Genomic DNA, 18,453 nt, shown 5'->3' on the forward strand with positions numbered 1-18,453 from the left:
TATGCAGGATAGCTATGCATGGAAAAGCGGGCACCGATGATTGTGCATCGCACCATCGCAAACCGCAATCCCGCACGATACTACAACTTCCGATCAGGTCGGCATCAGGGGCGTTCTTCGATGATCAATGCTCCGAAGGGTGGCAATTGCCCGATCGAAGCACCATTGACCGCGCTCAGCACGGTTCCGTCCTCGCCCAATCCGGCGGGCCATGCAACCGCCCTGCCCGAAAGATTGAATAGCGCCGCAATCACCTGATGGCCCGATTTTCGCCGCACTGCCAGCAAGCTGTCATCTGCATGTAGCACCGTGAAATTCCCGATGCGCAAGGCCGGACACTCACGCCGCAAGCGCACAAGCGCAGTTGTCAGGTTCAGCATCGACCCGGTGTCGGCTTCCTGCCGGTCCACCGCACGGGCAAGGTTGTCCTCCCCCACAGGCAGCCACGGCGCACCCGATGTAAAGCCCCCCTCGGCCAGTTGCACCTGCCAGGGCATCGGTGTGCGCGCACCATCGCGCGATAGCGTCAGTGGCCAGTTGGCAATGGCTTCGGGATCCTGCAATTGCTCGAACGGAATATCCACCTGCGTCAAGCCAAGCTCTTCGCCCTGATAGACGATGATGTTGCCGCGCAACGTGGCAAACAACATTGCCTTGATCCGGCCGAACGCCTCGCGTTCCTCCGGCAAACACCAGCGCGAAAGCGCGCGCGGCGCATCGTGATTCTCAAAAGCCCAGCTCGGCCAGCCCATGCCCGGCTCATCCGGCCATTTCGCCACGGCCTGCCCCACAAACCGGGGCGTCAATGCGGGTGCATAAAGGAAATCGAAGCCATAGGCGCTGTTGAGATGCGTCTCTCCGGCGGTGTAGGCCTTCATTTCCGCTTCGGCCAGATCGCCACCCACTTCGGCCACGGTGAACACCGCGCCATATTCGTCACAGACTTGGCGTACGCGCTCGATAAACGTCAGGATGCCGGGATGCGACTGGTTGAATATCTTCAACTGGAAATCGAACGGTCGCGTCTTGCGCCGCCCGTCATCCGGGGCGGGCGGATTATCGCGCATCTCCAGATCGTGCATCAGGAAGTTCAGTGCATCCAGCCTGAACCCGTCCACGCCCCGATCCAGCCAGAACCGCATTGCCCCCAGCAGCGCTTCCTGCACTTGGGGGTTGTGCGCGTTCACCTGCGGCTGGCTTGAAAGGAAATTGTGCAGGTAATACTGGCACCGCCGCGCATCCCACGTCCACGCCGGGCCTCCGAATACCGATTGCCAGTTCGTCGGCGGCGATCCATCCGGCTTGGGTTCGGCCCATACATACCAGTCGGCGCGCGGATTGGTGCGATCCTGCCGACTTTCCACGAACCATGAATGTTCGTCAGACGTATGCGCGAATACCTGGTCGATGGTCACCTTGATGCCAAGCTCATGCGCCCGCTTCACCAGCACATCGAAATCGGCAAGCGTTCCGAAGATCGGATCGACATCGCAATAATCGGCCACATCATAGCCGAAGTCCTTCATCGGCGATTTGAAGAACGGCGAAATCCATATGGCATCGACGCCAAGCCGCGCCACATGCTCCAGACGCGAAGTGATTCCGGGGAGGTCGCCGATCCCGTCTCCATTCGAATCGCAGAAGCTGCGCGGGTAGATCTGGTAGATCGCCGCCCCCTTCCACCATGGCGCACTTTCGCTGGCTTCAGGGGCATTCGTGCGTTCGGGGCCGGATGTCATGGCTGTGCAGTTCCCAACGGGGCATGGATACCTGCGCAGGGCTGCCAAAGGCCAGCCAATCAGGCAACACCTTCTGTCAGCAATCGTATGCGCAGAAGGCGATATGCTGTTCACTTACACGGTGAGCCGAACCAACTACGCCTCCACCACCATCGGCATCGCCACCTGAAACGCCTCAGGCCGCCGGATCTATCAGCACCTTGCACTGGCTGGTCCGGCGGCGCAGGCTTTCGAATATGTCGGGCGTCGCACCCAGAGAGATCGTATCGGTCACCAGCAGGCGCGGCTCCACCGCCCCGCGATCCAGCGCATCGAGCGCCGCTTCATATTCCTGCCGTGTGAAAAATGCCGATGTCACAAGTTTCACTTGCTTGGATAGCATCGCAAAGCTGTTGAACGTATCAGGCCGGGTGCATAGGCCGAGCAGGAGGATGGTGCCATCATGGCGCACTTGCTCCACCGCTTGCGCGATCAGTCCCGGCACCCCGACGCATTCGAACACAACGTCCGCCTTGCCACCCAGCGCGCGCTCCGCCGCCCCGACCGGATCGGCAGGCTCCACCACAAAATCATGCGCGCCCATCTGCGAGGCCCGCATGCGCTGCCATTCACTCAGGTCCTGCACGACCACGCGCCCCGCTCCGAACCGCCTTGCCCAGAAGGCCACGGCAAGCCCGATCGGTCCCGCGCCGAGCACCAGCACCCTGTCGCCGATCGTCATCCGGCTCAGCGCAATCCCATGCAGCGCCACCGCCAGTGGCTCGACAATCGCCCCGTCTGCAAGGCTGGCGCTTTGTGGCAGGCGGATGCACTGGTTCGGGCGGGTCAGCGCGTATTCGGCATAGCCGCCGCCCTGCAGCCCGAACGCTTGGCACCACTGCACCGCGCCGGTCCTGCACGCATGGCACTGCCCGCAGCTTTTCAGCGGGATGACCGAAACCAGATCGCCGGTCGCCAGCCCTTCCACACCCTTGCCCAGCGCAACTACCTCGCCCGCGAATTCGTGGCCGAGGATCGAACCGGCACCCTGTCCGTATGCCGGGTCCTCGGTCATATGCAGATCCGATCCGCAGATGCCGCAGCGCCCCACCTTGACCACCACATCGCCTTCGCCCGGCACCGGGTCGGGTACGGTTTCCAGCATCAAGGGCTGGTGCAGCCCCTGCATCACGGCGGCGCGCATGGTCTGGTCCCTACTTGAACTTGCCGAGCATCATGCCACCGTCGATCACGCAGTGGCTGCCCGTCATGTAATCCGATGCATCCGATGCCAGCAGCAATGCCAATGGCTTCAGCTGATCGGTTTCCGCAACTTTGCCCAGCGGCACGATGGCATCCCACGCGGCTCGCGCTACCGGGTCTTTCTTCAGCCAGCCACCGCCGATGTTGGTCACAAACGGCCCCGGCGCGATGGCGTTTATGCGGATGCCGAACTCGGCCAGTTCCAGCCCCAGCGCGCGCACCATGTGCAGCACCCCGGCCTTGGCGGGCATATAGGGAAGCCCCACAATCGGCTCTGTCACCAGCCCCGCATTCGATGCGGTCGCGATGATCGCACCGCCGCTCCGGCCATTGCGCCTGCCGTCCTGCTTCATGATCCGCACCGCGTTGCTCACGGTATAGAACACCCCGTTCAGGTTGATCTGGATCGACCGGTCCCAGCGCTTGGGATCATACGTATCGACCTGCCCATCGGGATTGCGATGCCCGGCCGGATTCCAGAAACCTGCGCCTGTATCGACACCCGCATTGGCAAAGCAGATATCCAGTCCGCCATAGGCTGCATCGTGCGCGTCGAACGCCGCGGCAACCTGATCCCAGTCCGAAACATCGACCTTTGCTGCGCGAACCTCGGCACCTGCCGCCCGCAATCGCGCCGCCTCGCGCTCGGCTCCGTCGGCATCGATATCGGCCAGCGTCACCAGCGCACCGGCCTCCGCCATCGCCTCGGCATAGGCCAGCCCTATGCCCGATGCTGCACCGGTCACGAAGGCGCTGCGGCCCTTGATGTCGAACCTGTCGAGCGTTCCCATTGGCATCCCCATGTTCATTTCAATTCAGGCTTGCACCCAGGTAGCCACCGTCAGAGGTAAAGCGCCGGATTGATCGCAATCCCATGCTCTTTGCAGTAGCTCTCGTAGTGATTCATGAACCACCACACGTCGAGCGTTTCGACATGGTTGCCGTGCTCGTCGAAAAACTCGTTTGCGCCCTGCATGTGGAACAGCGCCTTCATCCCGTTTGGATCGTCGGTAACCAGCGTGTGTGCCGTGCCCGGCGTTTCGGTGATGAATTCGCCGGCGCGGCAGATCCAGTCGTATTCAAGGTAACGGAACGATCCCTCCAGCCCCACCGCCCACACCTTGCCGCCGTGCTTGTGGGTGCCGATCACACCCGGACCCTTGATCCACAGGATGTTGACGTAGATGTTCTCCCGAACGTCGAAGGCCAGATGCCGGATCGCCGCATTCGGCCCGAACGGAACCCACGGGCTTTCGGCATCGGATGATCCGACATAGGTCCCTTCCACGCCCCTGGCGCGGATCAGGTCGCCGTACAGTTCCGGCACTTCTACAATCTTGTATGCCCCGGATGGGGGCGCTTTCATCGTGCCCATATGGTCCTCAGAGATAAAGCTTGGGGTTGATCGCAATGCCGTGCTCGCGGCAGTGCGTTTCGTAGTGATTGATGAACCACCACACATCGGTGGTATCCACCAGCACGGCATTCTCGTCGTAGAAGTCGATCGGGCCTTGCATCCATCCGAACAGCTTGCAGCCCTGCGGATGGTCGGTCACCAGCGTGTGACTTTCGCCCGGCGTCTCCAGGATCAGCCCGCCCGGCGATGCCACCCAATCATATTCGAGATAGCGTACGCTGCCTTCAAGGCAGACCATGGTGATCGTGCCGCGATGGAAATGCGTGCCGATCACGCCCGGCCCCTTCACCCACAGGATGTTCGAGAACAGCCCTTGCCGCACATCGAACGCCAGATGCTTGATCGCAGCATTATCGCCGAATGGCACCCACGGGCTGTCCACATCGGTCTGCGCATCGATATAGCGCCCGCCGGGGCTGAGCCGCGCCACCAGTTCCTTGTGCGCAAACGGCACGTCAACGATCTCGGCCTTGCTCGAAGGCGGCGCGGTCATCACGGTCATGGGAAATCCTCTCAGCGGATCAGGGTGTCGACATAATCGGCGCCTATGCCGACCTTGTCGTAATGTTCGCGCGCGGCCTTGATGTAGTCGAACACATCGTAATGGCCGGTGGTGTTGCCATCCTCGTCCAGCCACATCAGCGGGCCGGAAACGACGAAGAACACTTTCATCGGATCTTCGTGTTCATAACAGACCAGCGTGTGGCTCTCGCCCGGCGTTTCGTACACGAAATCGCCTGCGGTCGCGGTCCAGTCGTGTTCGAGATAGGCCCACTTGCCGCTGATGGTATAGGCCCAGATCGGATGCGGGTGGTAATGGCGGTTCACCAGTCCCGCCTCCTTGCTCATCAGCACATCAGCCCACATGTTTTTCGATGGGCTGATCCACACCGGCTTGGAAAACACTGTTTCCGAAATCGGCACCCAATAGCGTTCGTCGCCCTCGGCAATCTTGGGCAGATAGACTTCCGGCAGGCTGCCCTCGCGGAACACTTTTTCCACCGGCTTCAAGTCTCTCCAGAATTCCGTGTGTGCCGCTTCAGGCATGGTCTCTCTCCAGATCGTCCGGGCGGAGCGGAACTCCGCCCGGAACCTTCATGTTATGCTTAGAACTCGACGCCAAGACGCGCGTACCATTCGCGCGGGCGGCTGTACGTGCCGTAGAACTGGCCACCGGCGATCTGCGCCTGCCCGGTCACCAGATACCGCTCGTCGGTGAGGTTGGTCGCGCCCACTGTCACGTCCCAGCTTCCGCCCGACTTGTAGGTTATGCTGCCATTGACAATGTCGGTCGGTGCACGCTGCAGGAGATAGGCCCGCTCCGTATCGTTCCAAAGCGCCGAACTGTGCGTGTAGTCCGCCAGTACGACCAGCCTGGAGTCACCACCAAGACCCACTTCATAACGCGGGCTGATGTTGAATTTCCATTTGGGCGTCTTGGGCAGATCGCCACCGGGGATCACGCCTGCCTGGAACGGATTGGGCGCAACCTGCGCGCCTGCCAGGACCGAGGTGTAATAGGCGTCTGTGTATCCGACCGAAGCGTTGATCAGGAACCCATCGACTGGCGCTGCAACCACCTCGACTTCGAAGCCCTTGATCCGCGCGTCGCCTGCGTTCTGGATGGTGGGGGATACGCCCTGCTGGAAGTTCAGCTGGATACCCTTGTATTCGGTCGTGAACGCTGCCGCATTGATCTGCAGGCGACGATCGAGCAGCGTCGACTTGATGCCCACCTCCCAGGTCGTTGCCTTTTCCTCGTCAAAATCCGGGGCTGTGGGCAGCGGATTGGAAAGGCGCGTGGTCCAGCCGCCGGTCTTGTACCCCTTCGACCAGCTGGCGTAGAGCATCACGTCGTCAACCGGATGATACTGTACGCCGATCTTGGGCGAAAAATTGCTGAACGCCTTTTTCTGCCTGCCCGCAATGTAGTAGCGCAGCGGCTCACCCGGATTGGGGAACCCCGCAGCAATGCGGCAGGCGTCGGAGATCGGGTTGATCGAAGCGCATTCAGGAACACCTACCTGATTCAGAATCTTGTAGGTCAGACCGTTGGCATCGCCCTGGAAGCCTTCAAATTCCTTGTCTTCCTTGGTATATCGGCCGCCGATCGTAATGCCGAACTGCTCGGTTGGCCGATAATCGATCTGACCGAAGAACGCGTAGTTCTTGGTGGACAGGTCGTTCGGCCCATCGACCTGAAGCAGACCTTCGGCGAAAGTCACATAGTCGTGCAGATCTCCCGCTTCCTTGAAGAAGTATGCGCCCAGCACATAGTTCAGCTTCTTGTCCAGCGCCGAGCCGTTGAGTTGCAGTTCCTGGCTGAATTGATACTGGTTCATCGTGAAGCTGGTGTGCAGGAAGTTGAGCGGCGAACCGTCAATGTCCATCCCCACATTCCAGTGCAATTCGCGGTAGGCCGTGATCGACTTCAGCATCACGGTGTCGGAAAGATCGAACTCGACCGTGCCCGAACCACCGTATGACGTCAGCTTCGAATAGTTGTTGCCATTGGCGTAGCTGGTGTCGATGTCGCTGGTGACGAAGCGGTTGTCGTAAGGCAGGCGGTCGTTGTTCGGATCGGCGTCCACGTTCACGCCGAACACGGTCGGGTTGTCGAAGATCGAGGTAAGGCCGCCGATCCCGCCAAGATAGGCAAATGAAGGCGGGCCGCCGCCGCAATCGCCAACGACAATGCCCTCGATTGCGCAGTTATACGTCCCGGCAAAAACGGCAGGGGTTGTGCTTATCACGCGGTTGGCAAGCTGGGACTGATCCACCTTCATGTAATCGCCCGAAAGCGAGACCCGGAAATTCGACTTGTTGTCGAAACGCAGCTTGCCACGCAGGTTCCAGGTATTGTCGCCGCCTTCACTGCCGTATCCGATGTTGCCGTAACCTGCGGCCTTGTAATTCGTGACGGGTGTGGAATCGAAGTTCGATGCCCCTGGAAACGGAATGCGCTTGACGTAGCCATCGCGGTTCTTGGTGGCAAAGCTCACCGAAGCCGCAAGGCTTTCGGACAGCGGCAGGTCAACCGTTCCACGCGTTTGCAGCAGGCCGAAGCGCCCGGTTGTGACATCGCCCTTGAAGCGGAATTCATCGCCCGGATCGTGCGTCACGATAGAGATCGCACCACCGATGGTATTGCGCCCGAACAGCGTGCCCTGCGGTCCCTTGAGCACTTCGATGCGCTCGACGTCTGGCAGGTCCTGATTCGCGCCAACTGAACGGGCAAGATAAACGCCATCAAGATAGACGCCCACGCCGGGGTCGATATTGAACGCAAAATCGTTGGCACCGATACCGCGAATGTAGGCGGAAAGTACCGCGCTCGATCCAGAGAACGGTGTGCCCGCGTCAAGCGTCACGTTGGGTGAGATGTTAGACAGAGATGCGACGCTGCTGACCGCGCGCTCCTGAAGCGCATCCGCACTGAACGCCGAAATCGCGATGGGAACGTCCTGGACATTTTCCGCACGCTTTTGTGCAGTAACGACGATCTGCGCGATCCCGCCGCCAGGCTCGCTCTCGGCCTGATCCTGTGCATGTGCCGGCATCGCGATGGCTGCTGCCAACGCTGCTACGGAAACCGAAGCAAACTTCATGATTTTCCTCTCCCTGTTCATACCCGTTGTCGCAGGACGATTGCTTTTGAACCTGCATTACTGACTGCTTTTTAGAGGGGTGCCTGGTTGTTCGCTTGCACTGGCGCGCAAGCCAAACAGGACTGCGGCGCAAGGCCCCGATAAAGCCGCGATCCCGGAAGCTATTTGCCCAGACGCCAGTCGCGGGGTGCAACGCCAAAATGATGACGGAAACACCGTGTGAAGTAGGCGCTGTCATTGAAACCCAGATCGAATGCGATCTCGGTGATGCTGGCATCGGGCCGCGCCACCAGCCGGTCCGCCGCCCGGCGGAGTCGCTGATCGACGATATAGGCGGTCGGCGTCGTTCCCATCGCTGCGAACACGTTCTGCACCGTCCGTACCGAAATGCTGCACCCGTCCGCAATCGATGCCGTGCGCAGCATCGGGTCTTCCAGATTGGCCATGACCATTGTCAGAACGCGCTTGCGCAATGCTGCTTCACCAATGTCGGCCATCGGGCGCTGCGCTCCGCGCATGGCCAGTGCGACAAGATCATAAAACACCGCATTCACGCCGGTTTCCCATTCGGGATCTTCGGCGGATCGCTCTCCTTGTTGCCACAGTGAAAGCAGAAAGTCGTGGAACACCCGACCGCCCGGTGTTGCGCCGCACATCCGTTGCAGCAAGGCATCGTCCACGCCGGGAAACCTTTCCGCCAGCGGTGCGCGCGGAAACTCCACGACCAGCATTTCGTGTCTGGTCAACTGGATCGAATAGGGCACGTGCGGTGTGGCCAGAACGAAATCGCCTGGTTCCAGCGCGCATTCCGCATTGCGTTGACCATGGCTGCTGGTGCCCCGGCATTGCAGATGCAGGATCAGCCGCTCGGCATCCTGCACCACCGGCGTTCGCCCCACTGCTGAACGCGTTGAATCGGTTCGGATCATGTCAAGATCGCCAACCCGCCATGTCAGCATCCGCCCGGCAAAATCCTCACCCGGCACGTTTATGAAAGTGCCGGTAAAGACCCGGTCGGCTATCTCGTTCCAGTATCGTGCCCGGTCTGCCGGGGCCACGTCCCTTGTGTGGAATTTGAGAAGCGCACTCATGTTCTTCTCCCGTATCAATAACCGGCTGCGAGTGCCGGAGACTTGCGTCGCGCCACGACGCGCGGCGCGGATTCGATCAGGCCCAGTGTGCAAATTCCCGCAAGCACCGTGCAGCAAAGCATCAGCCAGAGCGGCGCATCCAAACCATAGGCATCGGCCAGACCACCGGCGAACAGCGGGCCGAGAACGCCGCCCAGCACTTCGCCCGCGCCCATGACCACGCCGGTCAGCGTCGCAGTCAGGCGCGGATCGACTGACTCCGCAGGGATCGTCGCCATGAACATCGGGAACAGGCCATTAAACCCCCTCCAAAGAAGAAGATTGCCGCCAGCACCGCGGTCGGTCCCTGATAGTAGATCGTGCTCAGCGGCAGGATCACACCAAGGAACGAAAAGAAGATCATCACCGGGCGCCGTCCGATCGCATCCGAGATTGCCGGCACCACGAAGCTGCCCAGCCCTGCCGAAATGCCCAGCGTTGCCATGAGCCAGCCCATGGTTTCCGGCGCGAAACCGCGCTCCCTGGTCAGGAACAGCGGCATGAACGCCCAGCACACGACAAGATAGGACACCAGCAGGATCGATATCAGCGCGCACAGGATCACATTGCGATGGGCAAAAGCGTCGCGCAGCGTGACCTTGGGATTGTCATGGTCGAGCGCTTCGATCGGCGGTTCGCGCAGCGTGAACCAGATCAATGCTGCGGTCACCAGGCCCGGCAACGCGGCAAGATAGAACCCGGTCTGCCAGCCGACCGCAACGGCTACCGGCACCAGCAGGACGGGCGCAAGGCCGGACCCCAGCAGGTTCGATCCCAGGTTCTGCGCCACGCCCATCGCCATGCTGCGTCGCTCCGGCGCGACCTCAGCCACGATCATCGAATGGCTTACCGGCATCACACCGCCTTCGGCCGCGCCCATCAGCAGCCGTGCACCCAGCAGCATCAGGAATGACGATGCTGCGCCGGAAATGAACGAGCACAGGCAGAACGCCACTGTTGCAATGACGATCACCGGCTTGCGCGATCCCAGCTTGTCCGAAATCCGTCCGACCGCCAATCCTGAAAGCGCCCACGTTAAAGACAGCGCGGAGCTGAACATGCCGACCTGGGTGTTGCTCAATTGAAGGTCCGGTTGCACGAACGGCATCAGGAAATTGAGCGCATTGCGATCAAAGAACAGGATGCCGAAATTGAGGCTCAGCAGCGCGGTCACCCATATCTGGTAACCCCTGCCGCGCGCCTCTCCGGCATGATTGTTCGCACTGGCCAGCATCGCTTTCTCCCAAAAACCTCTTCGTCGGTTCCTTGCCGACATTGCCTTCGTTCTAGGTTGCCTTCGCACTCCTCTCTTGCATTGGCGCGCAGCCCGACCGGGACCAGCGCGCATCGGGTCAAATGAATGGTCGCACCGGGTCGGTCCCATCCCAATCCAGCGACGCGCGCCACATCACGGTAAAGTGTGAATCCATGCCCGGCGTGGCAGGGATCAGCTCAAGAAATCCCGGCGCGGCTGCATCGCCGCGCTCAAGATAGGCGACGCTGCCCCCGGTCGGCACTGCTGCACGAAAGGCCAGTTCATACCCCCGCGCCACATAACCGGGCAGGTCGGCGTCCACGTCGGCACACGCAATGCCAAAGTGGTGGAAGCCATATCCGCGCTGTTTCACCGTTTCGCGATAGACCGATGGATGGTCATCCAAAGGCTGGATCAGTTCGATCTGCATGTGTCCGGCAAAGCCCATCGCGATGGTCACATCCGCCGTGGAAGGTGCACCGCGATAGAGCTGGTCCGGCCCCAGAAAGTGATCGAGCAGAAAGAACGGCCCGGCACCGCAATCGCGCTGGAAGTGGGTGATGGAGGCGCGGATGTCCTGCACCACAAATGCGGTTTGCATCACGCCGCCAAAAGGCTGGCCAAATCCGAGCAAGCTCGCCATCGTCTATCCTCTCCTGCGCCCCCGCCTCTGTGGGCGGTCGGCGCTTTTCTGTACCGGATCAAAGCGTTATCGCGACTTTCCCGAAAAGTGCCGCCGATGATTGGTAAGCGTAAGCATCCAGCGCCTGTTCGACCGAAAATGCCCGATCCACCACCGGCTCGATCCCGTGCGCGTCGACAAAATCGTTCAATCGCCGTGCCATGCCCTTGGACCCGACGAAAATTCCCCGGATCGAAGCGCCCTTGAACATCAGCCCGTGGGGCGATGTATTGCCCTCGCGCGTCAGCACACCGATCAGCGCGATTTCCCCCGCAAAACCAACCGCAGCAATACTCTGCGCCAGCGTCCCCGCGCCGCCCACTTCGATGACATGATCCACCCCGCCGCCCGCAAGCCGCGCCGCCTCCGCGCCCCATTCGGGCGTGGTGCGGTAATTGATCACATGGTCCGCGCCCATCGCCGAAACCCGCGCAAGTTTCTCGTCCGACGACGATGTCGCGATAACCCGTGCGCCCGCAGCCTTGGCAATCTGCAACGCCAGCAGCGAGACCCCGCCCGTGCCCAGCACAAGTACGCTCGCGCCGGGCTTGACCGGACGCGGGCCTTCCATCAGCGCGTTCCAGGCGGTCACGCCCGCACATGGCAGGCAAGCGGCCTGCGCGTACCCAAGGCTCTGTGCAATCCGCACCACACCCCGTTCGGGCAACACGACATAATCCTGCAGCATCCCCGGCGCAGGTGGCGCGCCCAGTGCCACGCCCATGCCGGGATTGGGCGCCCCGTCCATCCAGTCCTGAAAGAATATCCCGGCCACGCGGTCGCCCACGGCAACCGTCGTCACCGCTTCACCCACCGCAGCAATTTCGCCCGCTCCGTCTGAAAGCGGCACCGTGTCATGGGGCACCACACCGCCCATATACAGGCCAAGCGGTATGATCTGGTCACGATAGTTGAGCGAACAGGCCCGTACGCGAACCAGCACCTCGCCCGGTCCCGGCTGCGGCACTTCGGCATCAACCAGACGCAGATCGTTCAGCGATGTTGCGCCCTTGCTTACCAGCCATTGCCGCATCGTTTCCTTCTCCCTGCATGGGATCATCACCCATTCGGCGTCAGGAATTAATCAGCAAGACAAACAGATTTCACCAGGTGAACCAATTTTTCCAGTTGTTAGTTCGGATTGATCTCAAGCGCCCGTCCGATCGACTGCGCCGTCGCCTTCAACGCATCGAGATGCCGCTGCACCACTTGTTCGTCAGCACCCCGGCGTCCGGGCCAGGTCACATTGATCGTCGCGATCGGCGCGCCGGCCACCGTGATCGGCACCGCCATGGAGCGGCGTCCGTCGCGCAGCACCAGTTGCTTCGACCTGTCCGGCCAGGGCAGCGTCGGATCGCGCGTGGCATAGCCGCGCTGACGGACCTGCTCCAGCATGCGCCGCAAATCCGCCTCGCTCCCTTCGGGCGCGTTGCGCGGGCGCAGGCGATCAATGATCGAATCGCGCTCTGCATCGCCGCACGCCGCAAGGTAGGCGCGGCCGGTTGCGGTATGGATGTACGAAAGCTTGATCCCCACCGGGCCAAGGATTGCCGAATCCAGCCGGAACAGCGGACTGTTGGTCTCAAGGATCTCCATGTGATCCAGCCGCGGTGCGGCCAGCACGGAAGGCCATGCCACCCGCGTCGACAGCGCCTTCATGTGCGGGGATGCCACTTCGGCAATATGCGCGGACGACGTTACCGGAGCGCGTTCGATCGAATCGACATGTGGCAGATAAGCGCCATCGGCCAGCCTTTGCCAGACCAGCCCTTTTTGTCCCAGCGTCACCAGCATGCGCAGCAGCGTCGCCTTGGGTAGCGCGGTCGCCAGATGCAGTTCGTGCAGGCTTGCCGCCTTGCGGGTCTGCACCTCCACCAGCACATCCAGCCCGCGCTCCAGCGCGCGCACGGTCTTGACCTTGCGGTCCAGCATGATCCCTCTCCCGGTGAATTCAATGTTTCACCTTATGGAACGCAAAATCCCGAAACCCCCGTGCAAAGTCAACCATAGTGTCGCAGCTAGGGGGAACGGAGAGGATAACCATGACCGCAAAGCCGAGTGTGCTGTTCATCTGCACCCAGGATACCAAGGACGAAGAAGCCCGTTTTACCCGTGCCGTGCTGGAAGCGGCAGGCGTAGACGTGGTCCACCTCGATCCCAGCGTCCGCCGCAGCCACGGCGGGGCAGAGATCTCGCCCGAAATGATTGCACAAGCCGCGGGCACCACCATCGAACAGGTCCGCGCGCTTGGCCATGAAGGCAAATGCCAGGATGCGATGATCCGGGGCGCAATCGCCGCTGCCCATGCTTGGACGGCGGAAAGGCCGGTCAGCGGCATCCTTGCCGTCGGCGGCTCGATGGGGTCGGCGCTTGCGGGCGCGCTGATGCAGACCTTCCCCTACGGGCTGCCCAAGCTGATCGTGTCCACCATGGCCTCAGGCTTCACCAAGCCCTACATGGGGGTGAAGGATATCGCGATGATGAACGCGGTGACCGATATTTCCGGCATCAACACCATCAGCCGCGATGTTTTTCGCAATGCTGCCCACGCCGTCGCTGGCATGGCCAGAGGCTATGATCCAGACCCCGGCCCAGGCAGGCCGCTCGTTCTCGTCACCATGCTGGGCACCACCGAAGCCAGCGTAAGGCGCATCCGCAAGACGCTGGAAGGTGATGGCTGCGAAGTGATGGTGTTCCACTCCTCCGGCGCTGGCGGCCCCACGCTCGACGGCCTAGCAACCGACAAGGATGTGGCACTGGTGCTCGATCTGTCGCAGACCGAAATCCTCGATCACCTCAACGGCGGCCTTGCCGATGCGGGGCCTGATCGCGGGCGCGCAGCCTTGCGCAAGGGCATCCCCACGATCATCGCACTGGGAAATGCCGATTTCATCATAGGCGGTCCGCTGGAAATCTCACGCGCACAGTTTCCCGGACGGCGCTATCACGAACACAACCCGCAACTCACCGCCGTCAGAACCACCGTCAGCGATCTTGAATAGCTCGCCGATCACCTTGCCGCCAATGTGCGCGATGCCAAAGGCCCGGTCCGCGTATTCACTCCGCTACAGGGCTTTTCCAGCCACGACAGCAGCGCGGGGCATCTCCTCGACCTTTCCGTACCCGGTCCCTTCGCCGCATATCTGCGCAAGGTGATGCCCGATACCGTGCCGGTTACTGCCATCGACGCCCACTTCAACGATGAAGCCTTTTCCGATGCGGTAATCGCCGCATCGCGCGAAATGCTGGCTGCAAAGGCCTGAACTGACAATGTCCGACGAACTCCCCCTGACTCATGAAGACGTGGCCGAAATTGCGGCCATCCTCGAAAAATCGGGATACCGCGAAATCGATCTGGCAACCCGCCGCTTCCGTTTGCGCGTGGCCAGAGACGACAGTGCGGAAGGCGGCCTGACACAGGAATGGCAGTGGGCAGGCGCAGCGGTCGAAGCCACGACCGCCGCCGTCACGACGGAAAGCCATTCCGATGCCATCTGCTCGCCCCTGCCCGGCACGTTCTATCACGCCCCCCAGCCCGGCGCTCCGGCCTTCATCCAGCCCGGCGACGAAGTCGGCCCGGAAACCGTCATCGGCATCGTCGAAACGATGAAGCTGATGAACCCTGTCCACGCCGGACGCAGCGGTACGGTTGTGGAAATGATCGTTCCCGATGGTACGCTTGTCGCCAAGGGGCAGGCTCTGGTGCGTCTCGCATGATCCGCCGTCTGTTTATCGCCAATCGCGGCGAAATCGCGTTGCGCATCATCCGCACCGCCCGCCGCATGGGGATTGAAACCGTGCTCGGCGCGTCGGAAGCAGACGCGGCCTCGTTGCCCGCGCAGCAGGCCGATCATGTCGCCATCGTCGGTCCGGCCCCATCGTCGCAAAGCTATCTTGCCTTCGATCGCGTTGTCGCGGCAGCGATGGCCGCAGGATGCGATGCCATCCACCCCGGCTACGGCTTCCTGTCGGAAAACGCCGCGTTCGCCCGCGCCGTCCTGACCGCGGGAATGCGATTTGTCGGGCCTGAAATCGCCACGCTTGAAGGCATGGGCGACAAGCTCGCCGCCCGCGCGCTCGCCGTTGAAGCGGGACTGCCGGTTCTCCCCGGTGGCGAAGCCGCCACCCGCGCCGATGTCCATACCCGCGCTGCGCAAACCGGCTATCCCCTGTTGCTCAAGGCCGTGGCGGGGGGCGGCGGCAAGGGCATGCGCCGGGTTGATCGCGCAGAAGATCTCGATTCCGCGCTGGATATGGCGCAAGCCGAAGCACAGGCCGCATTCGGCAATGCAGCGGTCTATGTCGAACGGTTCGTCGCGCGCGGCCGCCATGTCGAAGTGCAATTGCTTGGTGACGGCGCCAGCGCCATTCATCTCGGCACACGCGATTGCTCGATCCAGCGCCGCTTTCAGAAGCTGGTCGAAGAAGCGCCCGCCCCCGCCATGCCCGAAACCGCACGTGCCGCCATCGAAGACGCAGCGGTGCGCCTCGCGCGCCACTTGCGCTATCGCGGCGCAGGCACGGCTGAATTCCTTGTCGATGCCGATGATTTCTCGTTCTTCTTCCTCGAGCTCAACGCTCGCATCCAGGTGGAGCACCCGGTGACAGAAGCAATCACCGGCGTCGATCTGGTGGAACAGCAACTGCTGGTCGCCGCTGGCAGGCCGCTCGCCCTTACCCAGGCCATGATCCGTCCGGTCGGCCACGCCATCGAAGTGCGCATCAACGCCGAAGACCCTGAAGCGGATTTCCGGCCCTCACCCGGTCGCGCAACCCGCGCAGCATGGCCTGCGGGCGAAGGTGTGCGCGTCGATACCCATATCGCGAACGGCGGCGAAGTCCCGCCATTCTACGATTCACTGATGGGCAAGCTGATCGTCCACGGCGCAACCCGCACCGAAGCGGTCGATCGCCTCACCCGCGCACTTGGTAACCTTCACATCGAAGGCCTGCCCACCACGGCATCGCTCCATCGCCGCATTGCCATCGACCCCCGCTTCATCGCGGGCGGTGTCAATACCGGCTTCCTCGCAGGGCTTGCCCAATGACCGAAATCAGACTTGTCGATGTCACCATGCGCGATGGCAACCAGAGCCTGTGGGGTGCAACCGGCCTGAATACCGCGCACATGCTTCAGGCCGCCGCATTGACCGAGGCCTGCGGTTTCCGCGCGATAGATTTCAGTTCTTCCAGCCATATGGCCGTGGCCGTGCGCTATTTCCGAAACAATCCTTGGGAACGCATGCGGCGGATGCACGCCGCCATGCCCTCAACACCGCTGCAATTCATCACCACCGGCCTGCGTTTCATTGCATGGCAGCAGGCCGATCCCGAATTCATGCGGCTCGTCTATCGCGCGCTGCAGGCCAATGGCATCGGCCGCTTCGTCCTGCTCGATCCGATGCATGAAGTGCCGGCCGTGATCGAAGCCGCCAGGCTGGTGAAGCAGGAAGGCAACGCGGAAGTCATGTGTGCGCTAACCTTCACCCTGTCCGAAATACATACCGATCAATTCTACGCCGATTTCGCCCGCGCCGTCAGCCAAAGCGGCAATATCGACCTCTACTACATCAAGGATCCGGCAGGCCTGCTCAGTGTCGATCGCGTCCGCACGCTGGTCCCGGCGATCAAGGCGGTGATCGGCAACAAGGCCTTGGAGATCCACGCGCATACAACCGTCGGTCAGGGCATGCTCTCCAGCCTCGAAGCGGCAGAACTCGGCATCTCTGCCATTCACGTCGGCATCGGTCCGGGAGGTGACGGATCGTCACTTCCCGAAGCCAACCGCATGGTCGCCAATCTTGAAGAGGCAGGATTTGCCGTCGGGATAGACAAGGCGGCGCTCGCCCGTCTCACCGCCTACTGGAACAAGGTTGCTGCCGCCGAAGGCCTGCCCCCCGGCCGACCGCAGAATTTCGACGCCAGCTTCCTGCGCCACCAGATCGCCGGTGGCGTCATGACGACCATCGCGCGCCAGCTGGAAGAACTGGGCCTGTCTGACCGGATGAGCGCGGTGATCGCGGAAACCGGCCAGGTCCGCGCCGATCTTGGCTTCCCGATCATGGTCACGCCATTCCCGCAGATGGTCATGACCCAAGCGCTGTTCAACGTGATCGGGGATCAGCGTTACGCCCAGGTTTCCGATCAGGTGATCCGCTATTGCATGGGCAAATTCGGCAAGCCGACTTCGCCGGTCGATCCTTCTGTGCTCGCCACGATCATGGACCGTCCCCGTTCGCGCGAGCTGGAAAGCGAACCGATGTTTCCCGCCCTTTCAGATTTGCGCCGCCAGTTCGGCACCCATTTGCCGGACGAGGAATTTCTGCTGCGGGCCGTCATGCCGGGCGATCAGGTCGATGCCATGCTCGGTGCAGGCCGGTCACGCGCGACTTACACGCCGGAGGCCGCGCCGATCATTTCGTTGCTGCGCCAGCTCGCCGCCCGGCCGCAAGCGCGTGACATCGTGGTGGAGCGCGGCGCTTTCCGCATGGCCCTTCACGCCGGAGCTTCGCTTTGAATATTTCCGCAGACCTCAAGGCCCGACTTCGCGATGCGGCAGGCTATATCTTTGACATGGACGGCACGATTGCGCTGGGCGATGCCAGAAGCGGGGGCCACCGCGCGCTTCCCCATGCCATTGCCGTGCTCGAAGCGCTGAAGGCCAGCGGCACCCCTTACGTCGTATTCACCAACGGCACCGCCAAGCCGCCAACCGCTTATGCGCAATCACTGCGCAACGCAGGCCTCCCGCTGGAAGACAGGCAGATGCTCACGCCTTCGTCGTCTGCTGCGATCTGGCTCGGCAAAACCGGGCACACCAAGGTCCGCGTCCTCGGCAATCCCGGATGCGCCAGCCCGCTGATCGACGCCGGTCTTGAAGTTGTCGGCCCCTCGGAGCAGGCCGAAGGGGTCCAGGCGGTCTATACCGGATGGTTCCGCGAGTTTGATTTCCAGTCCCTCGAAGCCGGATGCCATTCGCTTTGGCACGGCGCAAAGCTGGTCACTGCCAGCAACGTCCCTTTCTTCGCCACCGAAAATGGCCGCGCGATCGGGGCCAGCTTCCCAATCAATGCCATGCTCACCGCGATGACCGGCAAGCGGCCCCGGATTCTTGGCAAGCCATCGCGGATCGCGTTTGAAACCGCCATGCTGGTGATGGGATTGCCGCGTTCCGCCACCAAAGATGTCGTGGTGGTTGGTGATGATCCCGCACTCGAAATGCGCATGGCGAACGCAGTGGGCGCCCATTCGCTGGGCCTGGCAACAGGCGTCATGGCGCCTGTTGCGCAACTGCCTGAGAAAGACCGCCCTTCGGCGTTGCTGCCCCACCTTGGCCCGCTGCTACATACCCTCTAGCCCCCAACATCCCTTTTGTTCGAA

17 protein-coding genes and 1 pseudogene are annotated in these 18,453 nt (G+C 61.9%); 5 read left to right on the plus strand and 13 right to left on the minus strand.

All coding sequences use genetic code 11. The features are described from left to right. Positions 1 to 104: 104 nt before the first annotated feature. The 13 genes from LUA85_RS08835 to LUA85_RS08895 form a co-directional block, all read right to left on the minus strand. Complete coding sequence (locus LUA85_RS08835) at positions 105 to 1,739, minus strand: alpha-amylase family glycosyl hydrolase (RefSeq protein WP_231468856.1); 1,635 nt, start codon at positions 1,737 to 1,739, stop codon at positions 105 to 107. Between the two features lie 175 nt (positions 1,740 to 1,914). Beyond that, a complete protein-coding gene (locus LUA85_RS08840; protein ID WP_231468858.1) occupies positions 1,915 to 2,922 on the minus strand; it encodes a zinc-binding dehydrogenase in 1,008 nt (335 codons plus the stop codon). 10 nt (positions 2,923 to 2,932) lie between these two features. Further along, positions 2,933 to 3,790 (minus strand): SDR family NAD(P)-dependent oxidoreductase, encoded by an 858-nt coding sequence (locus LUA85_RS08845; protein WP_231468860.1) that lies wholly within the window; start codon positions 3,788 to 3,790, stop codon positions 2,933 to 2,935. Between the two features lie 32 nt (positions 3,791 to 3,822). Further along, positions 3,823 to 4,356 (minus strand): 2,4'-dihydroxyacetophenone dioxygenase family protein, encoded by a 534-nt coding sequence (locus LUA85_RS08850; RefSeq protein ID WP_231468863.1) that lies wholly within the window; start codon positions 4,354 to 4,356, stop codon positions 3,823 to 3,825. Positions 4,357 to 4,363: 7 nt separating this feature from the next. Beyond that, the gene (locus LUA85_RS08855) at positions 4,364 to 4,900 is read right to left on the minus strand and encodes a 2,4'-dihydroxyacetophenone dioxygenase family protein (RefSeq protein ID WP_231468865.1); all 537 of its coding nucleotides are present in this window, start codon (positions 4,898 to 4,900) and stop codon (positions 4,364 to 4,366) included. An 11-nt stretch (positions 4,901 to 4,911) separates the two neighbouring features. Further along, on the minus strand, positions 4,912 to 5,445 hold the full coding sequence (locus tag LUA85_RS08860) for a 2,4'-dihydroxyacetophenone dioxygenase family protein (RefSeq protein ID WP_231468867.1): 534 nt from the start codon (positions 5,443 to 5,445) through the stop codon (positions 4,912 to 4,914). A gap of 59 nt (positions 5,446 to 5,504) precedes the next feature. Further along, positions 5,505 to 8,006, minus strand: coding sequence for a TonB-dependent receptor (locus tag LUA85_RS08865; protein WP_231468869.1), 2,502 nt, complete (start codon positions 8,004 to 8,006; stop codon positions 5,505 to 5,507). Between the two features lie 161 nt (positions 8,007 to 8,167). Next, on the minus strand, positions 8,168 to 9,097 hold the full coding sequence (locus LUA85_RS08870; RefSeq protein WP_231468871.1) for a helix-turn-helix domain-containing protein: 930 nt from the start codon (positions 9,095 to 9,097) through the stop codon (positions 8,168 to 8,170). Between the two features lie 14 nt (positions 9,098 to 9,111). Continuing rightward, positions 9,112 to 9,375, minus strand: a complete 264-nt coding sequence (locus LUA85_RS08875) for a hypothetical protein (protein WP_231468873.1) — start codon at positions 9,373 to 9,375, stop codon at positions 9,112 to 9,114. Further along, complete coding sequence (locus LUA85_RS08880; RefSeq protein ID WP_231468875.1) at positions 9,336 to 10,370, minus strand: MFS transporter; 1,035 nt, start codon at positions 10,368 to 10,370, stop codon at positions 9,336 to 9,338. The genes LUA85_RS08875 and LUA85_RS08880 overlap by 40 nt, the downstream gene beginning before the upstream one ends. Before the next feature lie 118 nt (positions 10,371 to 10,488). Beyond that, a complete protein-coding gene (locus LUA85_RS08885; protein WP_231468878.1) occupies positions 10,489 to 11,034 on the minus strand; it encodes a VOC family protein in 546 nt (181 codons plus the stop codon). A gap of 58 nt (positions 11,035 to 11,092) precedes the next feature. Beyond that, a complete protein-coding gene (locus LUA85_RS08890) occupies positions 11,093 to 12,133 on the minus strand; it encodes an NAD(P)-dependent alcohol dehydrogenase (RefSeq protein WP_231468879.1) in 1,041 nt (346 codons plus the stop codon). Between the two features lie 71 nt (positions 12,134 to 12,204). Further along, positions 12,205 to 13,005 carry an IclR family transcriptional regulator C-terminal domain-containing protein gene (locus tag LUA85_RS08895; RefSeq protein WP_231468881.1) on the minus strand — a complete coding sequence of 267 codons (801 nt, stop codon included), beginning with the start codon at positions 13,003 to 13,005 and terminating at the stop codon, positions 12,205 to 12,207. A 110-nt stretch (positions 13,006 to 13,115) separates the two neighbouring features. Here LUA85_RS08895 and LUA85_RS08900 point away from each other — a divergent pair. From LUA85_RS08900 to LUA85_RS08920, 5 genes and pseudogenes are all read left to right on the plus strand, one after another. Next, a pseudogene (locus tag LUA85_RS08900) lies at positions 13,116 to 14,336 on the plus strand (Tm-1-like ATP-binding domain-containing protein). Between the two features lie 7 nt (positions 14,337 to 14,343). After that, positions 14,344 to 14,790, plus strand: coding sequence for a biotin/lipoyl-containing protein (locus LUA85_RS08905; RefSeq protein ID WP_231468883.1), 447 nt, complete (start codon positions 14,344 to 14,346; stop codon positions 14,788 to 14,790). After that, entirely contained in the window at positions 14,787 to 16,121 is a 1,335-nt protein-coding gene (locus LUA85_RS08910) for an acetyl/propionyl/methylcrotonyl-CoA carboxylase subunit alpha (RefSeq protein WP_231468885.1), read from the plus strand. Before LUA85_RS08905 ends, LUA85_RS08910 begins: the two co-directional genes overlap by 4 nt. Then, positions 16,118 to 17,590: a biotin carboxyl carrier protein gene (locus LUA85_RS08915; RefSeq protein WP_231468887.1), complete on the plus strand. Its 1,473-nt coding sequence runs from the start codon at positions 16,118 to 16,120 to the stop codon at positions 17,588 to 17,590. The genes LUA85_RS08910 and LUA85_RS08915 overlap by 4 nt, the downstream gene beginning before the upstream one ends. Then, positions 17,587 to 18,429 (plus strand): HAD-IIA family hydrolase, encoded by an 843-nt coding sequence (locus LUA85_RS08920; RefSeq protein WP_231468888.1) that lies wholly within the window; start codon positions 17,587 to 17,589, stop codon positions 18,427 to 18,429. The genes LUA85_RS08915 and LUA85_RS08920 overlap by 4 nt, the downstream gene beginning before the upstream one ends. The last annotated feature ends 24 nt before the right edge of the window (positions 18,430 to 18,453 follow it).

The sequence above is a fragment of the Novosphingobium sp. CECT 9465 genome, from assembly GCF_920987055.1.
GTDB lineage: Bacteria > Pseudomonadota > Alphaproteobacteria > Sphingomonadales > Sphingomonadaceae > Novosphingobium.